Here is a 14784-nt window from a genome sequence, read left to right as displayed (position 1 = left end):
TTGGCCGATCTTGGCCAACCCCTTCGACGGAACCGAACAGACGCCTAGCCGACCTGCGGGTCGCCCTTCGTGTAGGTCAGGCGCTCCACGGCTCCGGGCTGCCAGTCGTCGTCGATCTTCTTGCCGTTCACGTACAACTGGATCGCGCCGGCGTCACCGAGGACCAGGTTGATCTTGTCGCTGTCCTGGAAGGTCTTGGTGTCGCCCTGCTTGAGCAGTCCGTCGAAGAGAGTCCGCCCGTTGTGGTCCTTGGCGAGGATCCAGCTCTTGCCGTCGTCGGCGCTGACCTGCACGGTCACCTTGTCCTGCGGGGCAGCCGCGATCGCGCTGTCCGACGGCGTGGGCTTGGTGTCCTTGGTCTTGTCGGCCTTGGGCGTCGGGGACTTGCTGGTGGAGGGTGTCGTGCCGTCCGCCACCTGGGTCGTACCGCCGTCGTCGCCGCCCTTGAAGGCGGTGAACCCGACGAAGCCGACCACGGCGACGATCGCGGCGACCATGGCCGCGGTCCAGTTGGGTCCGCGCCGCTCGGGACGGATGCGCTCCGCCTCGAACAGCGGGGCCGCCGGGGTGGGAGCCGGACGGCCGCCGCCGTGATCGGCGGCGTACTGGTCGAGAAGGGGGGCCGGATCCAGGTGGACGGCCTTGGCCAGGGTCCGGATGTGGCCCCGGGCGTACACGTCGCCACCGCAGGGGGCGAAGTCGTCCGCCTCGATGGCGTGCACGATGGCGATGCGGACCCTGGTGGCGTTGCTGACGTCGTCGACGGTCAGCCCGGCCGCGATCCGCGCCTGTTTCAGGGCGCGGCCGACGGAGAGGTGGGCTTCCTGCGGGTCGTCTTCGAACGGACGCTCGTCTTCAGGGGAGTTGCCGATGGACACGGGGGCGCCTTTCGAGCGTTTAAGCCACCTGTGCTGGAGGTTCAGTCTAGGGGGGGTGCGAAAGGGTGGGGCAACCGGGCGGTGGGACTTTGTACGCCATCGGAATGGCCGAACACGCCGATGGTGGGGCAGCAGCCTTTTGCTTCCCTCAACTTGACGTACGTCGAAGGGAAACGGTTGCTCGATGATCCCTTACGGGTGAGTCACGATCGAACATCGGTGGCCGCACCCGTTCCGAGCTCCCCCTAAGCCTCCCCGCGGATCACCGCGAGCACTCCGTCCAACTCGTCAGCCTTCACAAGAACGTCACGAGCCTTGGATCCCTCGCTGGGTCCGACGATGCCCCGGGACTCCATCAGGTCCATCAGACGGCCCGCCTTCGCGAACCCGACCCGCAGCTTGCGCTGGAGCATGGAGGTCGACCCGAACTGCGTGGAGACGACCAGCTCGGCCGCCTGGCACAGCAGGTCGAGGTCGTCGCCGATCTCCTCGTCGATCTCCTTCTTCTGCTTGGTGCCCACGACGACGTCGTCCCGGAAGACCGGCGCCATCTGGTCCTTGCAGTGCTGGACGATCGCCGCGACCTCGTCCTCGGTCACGAAGGCGCCCTGCATACGGGTGGGCTTGTTGGCGCCCATCGGCAGGAACAGTCCGTCGCCCTTGCCAATCAGCTTCTCGGCACCCGGCTGGTCGAGGATGACCCGGGAGTCGGCGAGCGAGGAGGTGGCGAAGGCGAGCCGCGAGGGCACGTTCGCCTTGATCAGACCGGTGACGACGTCCACCGACGGCCGCTGCGTGGCGAGCACCAGGTGGATGCCGGCCGCGCGCGCGAGCTGCGTGATCCGCACGATCGCGTCCTCGACGTCCCGCGGGGCGACCATCATCAGGTCGGCGAGCTCGTCGACGATCACCAGCAGGTACGGGTACGGCTGGAGCTCGCGCTCACTGCCCTCGGGCGGTTTGACCTTGCCGTTCCTTATGGCCTCGTTGAAGTCGTCGATGTGCCGGAAGCCGTACGCCGCCAGGTCGTCGTAGCGGAGGTCCATCTCCCGTACGACCCACTGGAGCGCCTCGGCGGCCCGCTTCGGGTTGGTGATGATCGGCGTGATCAGGTGCGGGATGCCCTCGTACGCCGTCAGCTCCACGCGCTTGGGGTCGACGAGGACCATGCGCACGTCCTCGGGGGTCGCGCGCACCATGATGGAAGTGATCAAGCAGTTAATGCACGACGACTTACCGGAACCGGTGGCTCCGGCGACCAGCACGTGCGGCATCTTCGCCAGGTTGGCCATCACATAGCCGCCCTCGACGTCCTTGCCGAGCGCGACCAGCATGGGGTGCTCGTCCTCGGCGGCAGCCGCGAGCCGCAGCACGTCACCGAGGTTGACCATCTCGCGGTCGGTGTTGGGGATCTCGATGCCGACCGCGGACTTGCCGGGGATCGGGCTGATGATCCGCACGTCCGGGCTGGCGACGGCGTACGCGATGTTCTTGGCCAGCGCGGTGATCCGCTCGACCTTCACGGCGGGGCCGAGCTCGACCTCGTAGCGCGTGACCGTCGGCCCGCGCGTGAAGCCGGTGACGGCGGCGTCGACCTTGAACTCGGTGAAGACGGTCGTCAGCGAGGCGACCACGGCGTCGTTGGCCGCACTGCGTGCCTTGCCGGGTCCGCCGCGCTCCAGGAGGTCGAGGGAGGGCAGCGCGTAGGTGATGTCGCCGGACAGTTGGAGCTGCTCCGCGCGCGCGGGCATCTCGCTGGGGGCCTCGGGAAGGGGCTTGGTGAGGTCGGCGACCTCGACCTTGAGCCTGTCCTGCTTGGGACGCGCCTCCTGCTTGGGCCGCGCGGCCGGCACCGGGGTGGGTACGGGGGTCGTCTCCACCCGGTCGCCCACGCTGACGCCGTGCGTGAGGTCGGCGACCAGCGGCGAGGGCGGCAGACCGTGCATGACGACGCCGTCCAGGTCCGCCGCGGCGGCCGCGGCGATGTCCACGGCGTCCATCTGCCGGTCCATCGCGGGCTGCGGGACCGCGGACCGGCGGGGACGCCCACGACGCTGGGAGAGGGCCTCCTGCTCCGCTCCGTCGGGGTCGTACGACTCGGGGGCGGGGCCGCCTCGCCTGCGTCCGCGCGCGGGCAGCGCCTCGCGCCACTGCTCGTCGTAGCGCTCGTCGTCCTCACCGAGTTCGTCGACCGGCTCGGGCAGGATCCCGAGCCGCACACCGAGCTCCCGCAGCCGTCGCGGAATGGCGTTGACCGGGGTGGCCGTGACGACGAGCAGCCCGAAGACGGTCAGCAGCACGAGCAGCGGTACGGCGAGGACCTCGCCCATGGTGTACGTCAGCGGGGTCGCCGCTCCCCAGCCGATGAGACCGCCGGCGTCCCTTATCGCCTGCATGCCGTTGCTGCGGGCGGGCGCGCCGCACGCGATGTGGACCTGCCCGAGCACGCCGATGACGAGCGCGGACAGCCCGATCACGATTCGGCCGTTCGCCTCGGGCTTCTCGGGGTGCCGGATGAACCGCACGGCGATGACCGCGAGCAGTATCGGCACCAGCAGATCGAGCCGGCCGAAGGCACCGGTCACGATGATCTCGACGAGGTCGCCGACGGGGCCGCGCAGGTTCGACCAGGTACCAGCGGCCACGATCAGGCCGAGGCCGAGCAGCAGGAGTGCCACGCCGTCCTTCCGGTGCGCGGGGTCGAGGTTCTTCGCACCCTGCCCTATCCCGCGGAACACCGCGCCGACGGCATGGGCGATGCCGAGCCAGACGGCGCGGATGAGGCGGAGGATGCCACCGGTCGGGCTGGGCGCCGGCCTCGGCGGCACGGCCTTCTTCGCCGCGACCTTCCTGGCGGGCGCCTTCTTGGCGGGTGCTCTCTTGGCAGCGGCCTTCTTCGCCGGACCCTTCGCGGGAGCGGCAGCCTTCTTGGCGGGCTGCTTCTTGGCTGCGGAGGGACGTGAGGCCATGGGTGTGAGGTTACCGGTGGAGACGACCGCGGACACGTGTGCCCACTGCTTCACCCGTTCGTGTCGCTTCTGGAGAGGTGCCGAACTGACGCGGGCTCACCCCCGTAAAGGGCGGGATCACTTGCGCCACACGTCAGTCCGCTCGGTGTTCGGCCCGGTGGTTCCGCTCAGTTCGGCGAGGGCACCGACGGCGAGCTCCCGGTGCCCGGCTCCAGCGCGTCCAGCGCCCGCCGCAACCCCGTGAGTTTGCGTTCGAGATGGGCCGCGGTGGCCACCGCGGCCGCGTCCGCGGACTCGTCGTCCAGTTGCTTGGAGAGCGCCTCGGCCTGCTCCTCGACCGCCGCGAGCCGCGCGGACAGCTCGGCGAGCAGGCCCGCCGGCTCCTTCGTGTCCCCGAGCGACGCCTTGCCGCCACCGCCCTCCAACTGGAGCCGCAGCAGCGCCGCCTGCTCCCGGAGCTGGCAGTTCTTCATGTAGAGCTCGACGAACACCGAGACCTTGGCGCGCAGCACCCACGGGTCGAAGGGCTTGGAGATGTAGTCCACCGCGCCCGCCGCGTACCCCCGGAAGGTGTGGTGCGGACCGTGGTTGATGGCGGTGAGGAAGATGATCGGGATGTCCCGGGTCCGCTCCCGCCGTTTGATGTGCGCCGCGGTCTCGAAGCCGTCCATGCCCGGCATCTGGACGTCCAGCAGAATCACCGCGAAGTCGTCCGTGAGCAGTGCCTTGAGCGCTTCCTCCCCGGACGATGCCCGCACCAGTGTCTGATCGAGCGCGGAGAGGATGGCCTCCAGCGCCAGCAGATTCTCCGGCCGGTCATCGACCAGGAGGATCTTGGCCTTCTGCACCATGGCCCGCCCTCCTCGCCCCGGATGTGCACCGGGTGCCGCCCCTGGGGACGACTCCCTTTCGCCGCCCGTCCTTGTGCCGGTCATCGTAGCCGCACCCTGTCTGTCGCCACACCCTGTCACCGTGATGTCACTGTGCACGTAGCAGAAACGTAGCGGGAGACCAGAAGGTTCCCCGAATCCCGTACTTCTACACGGCGTCGGGCACAGTGAGTCAGCAACTGCGCGTGAACTTCGCGGTTTCCCATCACTCCCCCCGCATCCACTGCTGCATCACCGACAGCAGATGATCGGGGTCGACGGGCTTGGTCACGTAGTCGGAGGCGCCCGACTCGATCGCCTTCTCCCGGTCGCCCTTCATCGCCTTTGCGGTCAGTGCGATGATCGGGAGCCCGGCGAACTGCGGCATCCTGCGGATCGCGTTCGTCGTCGCGTACCCGTCCATCTCGGGCATCATGATGTCCATCAGGACGACCGCCACGTCCTCGTGCTGTTCCAGCACCTCGATGCCCTCACGGCCGTTCTCCGCGTACAGCACCGACAGTCCGTGCTGTTCGAGGACGCTGGTGAGCGCGAAGACGTTGCGGATGTCGTCGTCGACGATCAGCACCTTCTCCCCGCCGAACCGGATGCCCCGGCGCGGCTGCGGCGCGGCCTGGTGCTCCACCGCCGACCACTGGTCCGGCTGTCCGATCCGCTGCTCCAGGGCCGGTGCGGTCCGGCGCCGGCGCCGGAACAGCGCCGCGGCACCGTTCTGCGTCTCCTGGTACGACTTCACCTCGGCCGGCGTCTCGACCTGGGGCCCGGACCGCCCGTTCTCCGACGTGGACGCCACCAGGTCACCGGCCTCCAGGGCGGGCATGGACTGCTGGTAGCCCTGCGGCGGCAGTTCGCTGGGGTGCAGCGGCAAATACAGCGTGAACGTCGATCCGCGTCCCGGCTCGCTCTGCGCGTGGATCTCCCCGCCGAGCAGTTGCGCGATCTCCCGCGAGATCGACAGCCCGAGTCCCGTGCCGCCGTACTTGCGGCTGGTCGTGCCGTCGGCCTGCTTGAACGCCTCGAAGATCACCCGCATCTTGCTGGCCGCGATGCCGATGCCGGTGTCGGTCACCGAGAACGCGATCAGGTCGGCGTCCGGGTCGCGCAGCGAGCCGGCCTCCAGCAACTGCTCCCTGATCGCCACCGGCACATCCCGCCCGGCGGGCCGGATGACCAGCTCGACGGCCCCGGAGTCGGTGAACTTCACCGCGTTGGACAGCAGGTTGCGCAGCACCTGGAGCAGCCGCTGCTCGTCGGTGTGCAGCGTGGCCGGCAGCTCGGGCGAGACCCGCACGGACAGGTCGAGGCCCTTCTCCGCGGTCAGCGGCCGGAAGGTGGCCTCCACGTAGTCCACGAGCTGCACGAGCGCGATGCGCGTCGGCGAGACGTCCATCTTGCCCGCCTCGACCTTCGACAGGTCGAGGATGTCGTTGATGAGCTGGAGCAGGTCGGAGCCCGCGCCGTGGATGGTCTCGGCGAACTCGACCTGCTTGGGGGTGAGGTTGGAGTCCGCGTTGTCGGCGAGCAGCTTGGCGAGGATCAGCAGCGAGTTCAGCGGTGTCCGCAGCTCGTGCGACATGTTGGCCAGGAACTCGCTCTTGTAGCGCATGGACACGGCGAGCTGCTCGGCGCGCTCCTCCAGGACCTGCCGCGCCTCCTCGATCTCGGTGTTCTTCACCTCGATGTCGCGGTTCTGCTGGGCCAGCAGCTCGGCCTTCTCCTCCAGCTCGGCGTTGGACGCCTGGAGGGCCTTCTGCCGGTTCTCCAACTCCGCCGAACGCTCCCGCAGTTGCTCGGTCAGCTCCTGCGACTGCTTCAGCAGCACCTCGGTCTTGGTGTTGACGGAGATGGTGTTGACGCTGGTCGCGATCATCTCGGCGATCTGGTTGAGGAAGTCCTTCTGGATCTGCGTGAAGGGAGTGAAGGACGCCAGCTCGATGACACCGAGCACCTTCCCCTCGAACAGCACCGGGAGAACGATCACCTGCGCGGGCGGCGCCTCTCCGAGACCGGAGGAGATCTTCAGATAGCCGCTGGGCGCGTTGTCGACCAGGATCGTGCGCTTCTCCTCGGCGGCCGTCCCGATGAGCGCCTCCCCCGGCCGGAACGACGTCGGCATGGAGCCCATCGAGTAGCCGTACGACCCCAGCATCCGCAGCTCGTACTGGTCCTCGGCCTCGGCGCTCATGTCCTTGCCGTCCAGGAGCGGCATCGCGACGAAGAACGCGCCGTGCTGCGCGGTCACCACCGGCGTCAGCTCGCTCATGATCAGCGAGGCCACGTCCTCCAGGTCCCGGCGGCCCTGCATGAGCGCCGAGATACGGGCCAGGTTGCCCTTGAGCCAGTCCTGCTCCTTGTTGGCGATCGTGGTGTCGCGCAGGTTGGCGATCATCTTGTTGATGTAGTCCTGCAGCTCCTGGATCTCCCCGGACGCGTCCACGTCGATCTTCAGGTTCAGGTCGCCCCGGGTCACCGCGGTCGCCACGCGGGCGATGGCCCGTACCTGCCGGGTGAGGTTTCCCGCCATCTCGTTCACGGACTCGGTCAGGTCGCGCCAGGTGCCGTCGACGTCACGCACGCGTGCCTGGCCGCCGAGCTGTCCCTCGGTACCCACCTCGCGGGCGACGCGGGTGACCTCCTCGGCGAAGGACGAGAGCTGGTCGACCATCGTGTTGATGGTCGTCTTCAGCTCCAGGATCTCGCCGCGGGCGTCGATGTCGATCTTCTTGGTCAGGTCGCCCTTGGCGATGGCCGTGGTCACCATGGCGATGTTCCGCACCTGACCGGTCAGGTTGGACGCCATCTGGTTCACGGACTCGGTGAGGTCCTTCCAGGTGCCGGCCACACCGGGCACCCGCGCCTGGCCGCCCAGGATGCCGTCCGTGCCCACCTCACGGGCCACCTTGGTGACCTGGTCGGCGAACGAACTCAGCGTCTTCACCATGGTGTTGAAGGTGTCGGCGAGCTGCGCGACCTCACCGCGCGCCTCGATCGTCACCGTCCGCGTGAGGTCACCGTTGGCGACCGCGTTCGCCACCTGGGAGATGTTGCGCACCTGCATGGTCAGGTTGTTGGCCATCAGGTTCACGTTGTCGCTGAGGTCCTTCCAGATGCCCGTGACACCCGGAACCCGCGCCTGCCCGCCGAGCTGCCCCTCGGTGCCCACCTCACGGGCCACCCGGGTCACCTGCTCGGCGAAGGACGAGAGCTGGTCGACCATCGTGTTGACGGTGGTGACGAGCTCGAGAATCTCGCCCTTCGCGTCGACGGTGATCTTCTTCGAGAGATCGCCCTTGGCGACCGCCGTCGTGACCTCGGCGATGTTGCGCACCTGGATGGTCAGGTTGTTCGCCATGAAGTTCACGGACTGGGTGAGGTCCTTCCAGGTGCCGGAGACACCCTGGACCTCGGCCTGTCCGCCCAGGATGCCCTCGGTGCCCACCTCGCGGGCCACCCGCGTCACCTGGTCGGCGAAGCTGGAGAGCTGGTCCACCATGGTGTTGAGGGTGTTCTTCAGCTCCAGGATCTCGCCGCGCGCGTCCACGTCGATCTTCTGCGACAGGTCACCCCGGGCCACCGCGGTCGCCACCTGGGCGATGTTCCGCACCTGGGCGGTGAGGTTGCCCGCCATTCCGTTCACGGAGTCGGTCAGGTCACGCCACACACCGGCGACACCGGGCACCTGCGCCTGGCCGCCGAGACGGCCCTCGGTGCCCACCTCGCGGGCCACCCGCGTCACCTGGTCGGCGAAGGCGGAGAGCTGGTCGACCATCGTGTTGATGGTGTTCTTCAGCTCCAGGATCTCGCCGCGCGCGTCCACGTCGATCTTCTGCGACAGGTCACCCCGGGCCACCGCGGTCGTCACCTGGGCGATCTGCCGCACCTGGGAGGTGAGGTTGCCACCCATGAAGTTGACGGAGTCGGTGAGCTCCTTCCAGGTCCCGGAGACGCCGGGCACGACGGCCTGACCGCCCAGCCGGCCCTCGGTGCCCACGTCCCGGGCCATCCGCGTCACCTGGTCAGCGAAGGCCGAGAGCTGGTCCACCATCGTGTTCACGGTGTTCTTCAGTTGGAGCATCTCGCCGGAGACGTCCACGGTGACCTTCTGCGACAGGTCGCCGTTGGCCACCGCCGTCGTCACCTGGGCGATGTTCCGCACCTGTCCGGTGAGGTTCCTGAACGCCGTGTTGACGGAGTCGGTGAGGTCCTTCCAGGTGCCGGCGGCCCCGGGCACCTGCGCCTGGCCGCCCAGCTCACCCTCGACACCGATCTCGCGCGCCACGCGCGTGACCTCGGCACCGAAGGCGGAGAGCTGGTCCACCATGCCGTTGACGGTGTTCTTCAGCTCCAGCATCTCGCCGGCCACGTCGACGGTGACCTTCTGCGACAGGTCACCGTTGGCCACCGCCGTGGTCACAGCGGCGATGTCCCGCACCTGGGTCGTGAGGTTCCGGAAGACCGTGTTCACCGAGTCGGTGAGGTCCTTCCACGTCCCCGCCGCACCCGGCACGTTCGCCTGTCCGCCGAGCTGTCCCTCGGCGCCGACCTCGTTGGCCACGCGCGTGACCTCGTCGGCGAAGATCCGCAGCGTCTCGGTCATCTGGTTGATCGTGTCGGCGAGCTGGGCGACCTCGCCGCGTGCGGACACCGTCACCTTCTGCGACAGGTCACCGCTGGCGACCGCCGTCGTCACCTGGGCGATCCCGCGCACCTGGGCCGTCAGGTTGCCGGCCATGAGGTTCACCGAATCGGTGAGGTCCTTCCACACGCCGGCCACACCCGGCACCTGCGCCTGGCCGCCGAGCTCACCTTCGACACCCACCTCGCGCGCGACGCGGGTCACCTCCGAGGAGAAGGAGGAGAGCTGGTCGACCATCGTGTTGACGGTGTTCTTCAGCTCCAGCATCTCGCCGGCCACGTGGACGGTGACCTTGCGGGACAGGTCGCCCTTGGCCACCGCCGTCGTCACCAGCGCGATGTCCCGCACCTGGGCCGTCAGCCGGTACGCCATCGTGTTGACGGACTCGGTCAGGTCCTTCCAGGAGCCCGACATGCCCCGCACGCGTGCCTGCCCGCCGAGCTTGCCCTCGGTACCGACCTCGCTGGCGACCCGGGTGACCTCGTCGGTGAACGTCGAGAGCTGATCGACCAGGTTGTTCACCGTCCGCCCGACCTTGAGGAACTCCCCGCGCAGCGGATGCCCCGTGCCGTCCGGCGCCTGGGTCCTGAGCTCCATCCGGGGGGACAGATCGCCCTCCGCGACCGCGGACAGCACCCGGCCGACCTCGGAGACGGGCCGCACGAGATCGTCCACGAGCGCGTTGGAGGCGTCGATGGCGGACGCCCAGGAGCCCTCACAGGCACCTGTTTCCAGCCGTTCTGTGAGCTTGCCCTCACGGCCCACCATGCGCCGCACCCGGGACAGCTCGCCCGTCAGGTGCAGATTGCGGTCGGCGACCTCGTTGAACACGGCCGCGATCTCCGACATCACGCCGTCGCCGGACACCGTGAGCCGCTTGCGGAAGTTCCCGTCGCGCATCGAGACCAGCGCCGTCAGCAGCCGGTCCAGGGCAGCCGTGTCGACCGCGGTGGTCCCGCCCCGCGGTTTGCGCTGGCCGCTCGGGGACTGTCCGGACTGTCCACCCTTCGCGCGCGTCCTAGTGCCCCGCGTCGCTGCGCCAGACTCCACTGTGTCCCTCCCGCAGGGGTCGACCGTTACTGCTGTGCTCGGGTGCCACCGCGCGGCACACCGGTTGCTTCCGCGTGCATCTGCTTACTACAGAGATATTTCAGCCAGGCGTGCAGAGCCGCACGACGGGCTGCTGCCCGCCGTACGCGCAAGCCACTCGGCCTGCCCGAACCTTCTTCAGGAGCCTGCCCAGTGTTTCACCCCGGTTGAACCCGGCCATAACAGTTCGGCAGCTTCGCACATCGTCCGCACACCCTCCGGACGGAAACACTGCAGACCGGCATCCGCATGGCCGTCGAAGGTAAGTAACCTTGCATGCGGCTGTCCAGCCGAGCCGGTCCCGTCCGGCCTGGGCGGTGGCACGAGCACGAGCGGGCATCGGAGGGCGGCCGCACACATGACCACCGGACTGATCCCCGGGGGACAGAACCCGGATCCCCGGCCGACGGGCGGTCTGCCGCAGCAGCGGCACGAGCCGGTCGGCCAGGCAGCCCTGCACGTCGACAACCGGTCGAGGAGTTCTGTGATCACCGCGCGCGCGGCCGCCAGCTTCGAGCCCCTCGGACGATCGGTGGCGACGGCCCGCTCCTTCGTCCGCGACACCCTCCAGGGCTGGGGCTTCGCCGACATCGTCGACGACGCGGTGGTCCTCACCAGCGAACTCGTCACCAACGCCGTGGTGCACGCGGGCACCTCCGCCGACGTGCTGTGCCTGCGCAGTGACGACGGAGTACGCATCGAGGTGGCCGACCGCTACCCCGAGCGGGAGATCCCCCTCCAGGGCCAGGCCGTCAACATGGGCAACCTCGACCGCGAGGGCGGCCGCGGTCTCCAGCTCTGCGCGGCGCTCGCCGGCCGGTGGGGCGTCGAGTACACCCCCACCCACAAGCAGGTCTGGTTCCAACTCCACCTGCCCGAACGCCCGGTGGGCACCCGCACGGCCGGCCCGTCGCTGCCCGCGGACCTCCTCCCGCTGGCCGACGGCCGGGTCCGCGTCGCCGTCGTCCAGATCGACCGCACGGGCGCCATCACCTCGTGGAACGAGGACGCCGAGGAACTCTTCGGCTACGCCGCCGAACAGGTCATCGGCAAGCCCCTGACCGACCTCGCGGCCTGGCCGCACACCCCGGGCACCGGCACCGGGATCGCCGAGGCCCTGCAGCTCTCGCGCTGGGAGGGCAGCTACGGCATAAGGGCCGCCAACGGCCGCGTCACCTCGGTCTACGCCTCCCACCTGCGCGTCCGTGACACCGGCGGCGAGCCCTCCACGGTCTGCCTCCTGGTGCGCGACCACGAGCGGGCCGTGCTCCAGACGCCGTTGCGCGGCCCGGCCACCGACACGACCGCCTCCGCCGACGGCCAGAGCACCGACCCGTTCGAGGTGTTCATCGGCTCCCCCGCTCCGGACGACCTCGACGGCCTCCTCCAGCGCACGGTCGAACGCGCCCGCGACATGCTCGACGGCGACTCCGCCTTCCTGCTCCTCGCGACCGACGACGAGACGGAGCTGGAGGTCCGTGCCTCCACCGGCCTGCCCTCCGCCCGCCAGCGCTTCGCCCGCGTGCCCGTCGAGGCGGGCCCCGGCAGATACGGCTCCGCCCGCATGCCGGCCGTCCACGACGACCTGTCGGCCGTACCGGGCGCCGTACCGCTCCTGAACGGCACCGGCATGCGCTCGGTCGTCACGGTCCCGCTGAAGGTCGAGGGCCGCCTCACCGGCTCCCTCGGCGTGGCCGCGGAGGGCGCCGGCAGATACTCGAACGAAGAGGCCCTGCGCCTCCAATTCGCCGCCGACCGGATCGCGTTGGCCGTGGAGTCGGCCCGCCTGGGCGAGCTGGAGCGCCTGCGCCGTGGTTCCCTGAGCTTCCTCGTCGAGGCCTCCGACCTCCTCGCCGGCACCCTGGACCGCGACCAGACGCTGGCCCTCATGGCGCAGATGACCGTCCCCACCCTGGCCACCTGGTGTGCCGTCTACACGATCGCCGACCAGGCCTCGGATCCCTATCTGTCGTACGTCCTGCACGAGGACGAGGAACTCATCGACGGCATCAAGTCGTTGCTGTCGAAGATCCAGCCCCCGGACCCGGTCCCCACCCCCGGCGCCCGGGTCTGGTCGGCCCCCGCCGAGGCGGCCCACCAGGCGGCCCTGCGCAGCTCCATGCGCAGCCTCGGCCTCAGCGGCGGCCCCACCCACCAGATCGCCTCCGGGATCGGCCCCACGCACGCCACGGCCTCCGCGGTCGGCGGCGAGACCGTCGTCCTCCCCCTGGTCGCCCGCAACCGCGTCATCGGCATGCTGACCCTCGGCAAGCCCGCCGACGAACACTTCCGCCAGGAAATCCTGGAACTGGCCGAGGACTTGAGCCGCAGGGCCGCCCTCGCCCTCGACAACGCCCGCCTGTACTCCGAGCGCACGGCGATCAGCCAGTCCCTCCAGCGCAGCCTCCTGCCGCCCGAGCTCCCCGAGATCGACGGCGTCGAGGTCGAGGTCATCTACCGCGCGGCCGGCGAGGGCAACGAGGTCGGCGGCGACTTCTACGACGTCTTCCCCATCAGCGACGGCGCGTACGGCTTCGCCATCGGCGACGTCTGCGGCACCGGCCCGAACGCCGCGGCGGTGACCGGCCTCGCGCGGCACGCCCTGCGCCTGCTGGCCAGGGAGGGCCTGAGCGGCCCGGCCGTCCTGGAGCGCCTGAACTCCGCGATCCTCGACGAGGGCGCCCGCAGCCGCTTCCTGACCCTCCTCTACGGCGAGCTGTGGCCGCAGGAGGACGGCAGCGCCCGCCTGAAGGTGGTCTGCGCCGGCCATCCGCTCCCGCTGCGGCTGCGCCAGGACGGAACCGTAGAACCGGCTGCCGAACCCCAGCCCCTCCTCGGCGTCATGGACGACCTGGAGCTCTACGAGGAGACGGTCACCCTCGACCCGGGCGACGTCCTCCTCTGCGTCACGGACGGCGTCACCGAGCGCCGGGAAGGCACCCGCATGCTGGGCGACGACGGTCTCGCCGACGTTCTCACCACCTGCACGGGCCTGACGGCCGGCGCGGTCGCGGCCCGCATCATGCGCGCGGTCGAGCGTTTCGCCTCCGACGCCCCGTCCGACGACATGGCGATCCTGGCGATGCGCGTCCCGGGTCTGCACAACGACTGAGTGCGCGCACGAAAAAGGCCCCGCCCGAATGGGCGGGGCCTTTTGGCTGGAGCCCCCTAACGGAATCGAACCGTTGACCTTCTCCTTACCATGGAGACGCTCTGCCGACTGAGCTAAGGGGGCCTGTCGCCTTTTCGAGGTTTCCCTCGCGGCAACGGAATAGATCATACCCCGAACAGACCCGTGCTCCCAACTCGCTCAGAATGCAGGCTGAAGCAGTCCCCCGAGCGCATTGCAGGCGGCCACGACCCGTTGCATGTCCCGCTTGGTCAACGAGGCGTCCACGGGCAGCGCGAGCGTTTCGTCCGCAGCCAGCTCGGTCTCCGGCAGCGACACACAACGCCGGAACTCCGGAAGCCGGTGGACGGGAGTCTTGACCGGCACCCGGCAGTCAACTCCCTTGCTCCGCAGGGCCCGCGCGAACGCGTCCCGATCCGGCCGCCCGTTACCGGGCACCCGCACGATGTACTGCTGGTAGGTGTGCCCGTCCCCACCGTCGGGCGTGCGCACCCCGCGCAACTTCCCGTCGAGATAGCAGGCCCGCTCCCGACGCTGAGCTATCTCGTCGTACGGCGCCTCGGACTCGCCCTCCTGCAACACCAGCAACCCGTGCTTGCGCCCGACCGCGAGCAGCGCCCCCATGTCGGCCGGCCGCCCGAATCGGTGCACGACAACGACGGCCGCCGTGCGAGGAGTTACGGCCGCTTCGACGGCGGACGCGTCAAGGCAGTAGCTGACCGGATGTATGTCCGCGAAGACCGGCAGCGCACCGGTGAGTGTCACCGCCTCGGCGACCTCGACGTTCCCGAAGGCCGGTACGACGACCTCGTCACCGACTCCGACGCCGGCGGCCCTGAGCATTGCAGCAGTACCCATGCTGCGGATGGTGGTGGCGCAACGTGAACTTCAAGTGACGCACAACAAAAAAGGGTTGGACCCCGAACCGAAGTTCAGGATCCAACCCTTTCAATAATTGTTCGGCGGTGTCCTACTCTCCCACAGGGTCCCCCCTGCAGTACCATCGGCGCTGTAAGGCTTAGCTTCCGGGTTCGAAATGTAACCGGGCGTTTCCCTCACGCTATGACCACCGAAACACTATGAAACTAGACCGGAATACACACAGTCGTTGCCTCAGAACTAACACAGTGGACGCGAGCAAATATGGACAAGCCCTCGGCCTATTAGTACCGGTCACCTCCAGCGGTTACCC

The 14784-nt window shown here is 69.1% G+C and carries 6 protein-coding genes, 1 tRNA gene and 1 rRNA gene; 1 reads left to right on the top strand and 7 read right to left on the bottom strand.

Annotated elements, in window-relative coordinates; genetic code table 11:
- Positions 1-44: 44 nt before the first annotated feature.
- The 4 genes from ACZ66S_RS13965 to ACZ66S_RS13950 all read right to left on the bottom strand — a co-directional run bounded on the left by ACZ66S_RS13965 (position 45) and on the right by ACZ66S_RS13950 (position 10423).
- Positions 45-878 (bottom strand): helix-turn-helix domain-containing protein, encoded by an 834-nt coding sequence (locus ACZ66S_RS13965; protein ID WP_469901760.1) that lies wholly within the window; start codon positions 876-878, stop codon positions 45-47.
- Positions 879-1123: 245 nt separating this feature from the next.
- Positions 1124-3847, bottom strand: coding sequence for a DNA translocase FtsK (locus ACZ66S_RS13960; RefSeq protein ID WP_469901759.1), 2724 nt, complete (start codon positions 3845-3847; stop codon positions 1124-1126).
- A 167-nt stretch (positions 3848-4014) separates the two neighbouring features.
- The gene (locus ACZ66S_RS13955; protein ID WP_469901758.1) at positions 4015-4698 is read right to left on the bottom strand and encodes a response regulator; all 684 of its coding nucleotides are present in this window, start codon (positions 4696-4698) and stop codon (positions 4015-4017) included.
- A 244-nt stretch (positions 4699-4942) separates the two neighbouring features.
- A complete protein-coding gene (locus ACZ66S_RS13950) occupies positions 4943-10423 on the bottom strand; it encodes a HAMP domain-containing protein (RefSeq protein ID WP_469901757.1) in 5481 nt (1826 codons plus the stop codon).
- Between the two features lie 397 nt (positions 10424-10820).
- On the opposite strand from ACZ66S_RS13950, the gene ACZ66S_RS13945 reads away from it, so the two are divergent.
- Complete coding sequence (locus ACZ66S_RS13945) at positions 10821-13574, top strand: SpoIIE family protein phosphatase (RefSeq protein ID WP_469901756.1); 2754 nt, start codon at positions 10821-10823, stop codon at positions 13572-13574.
- Positions 13575-13621: 47 nt separating this feature from the next.
- On the opposite strand, the gene ACZ66S_RS13940 is transcribed toward ACZ66S_RS13945, so the two are convergent.
- The 3 genes from ACZ66S_RS13940 to rrf all read right to left on the bottom strand — a co-directional run bounded on the left by ACZ66S_RS13940 (position 13622) and on the right by rrf (position 14666).
- Positions 13622-13697: transfer RNA gene (locus ACZ66S_RS13940), tRNA-Thr, on the bottom strand.
- Between the two features lie 75 nt (positions 13698-13772).
- On the bottom strand, positions 13773-14435 hold the full coding sequence (locus ACZ66S_RS13935; RefSeq protein ID WP_469902385.1) for a DegT/DnrJ/EryC1/StrS family aminotransferase: 663 nt from the start codon (positions 14433-14435) through the stop codon (positions 13773-13775).
- A gap of 114 nt (positions 14436-14549) precedes the next feature.
- Positions 14550-14666, bottom strand: a 5S ribosomal RNA gene (gene rrf, locus ACZ66S_RS13930).
- Positions 14667-14784 lie beyond the last annotated feature (118 nt).

The sequence above is a fragment of the Streptomyces sp. NPDC107471 genome, from assembly GCF_055582845.1.
The sequence above is the reverse complement of the archived record's forward strand: the minus strand, read 5'-3'. Positions and strand labels throughout refer to the sequence as shown.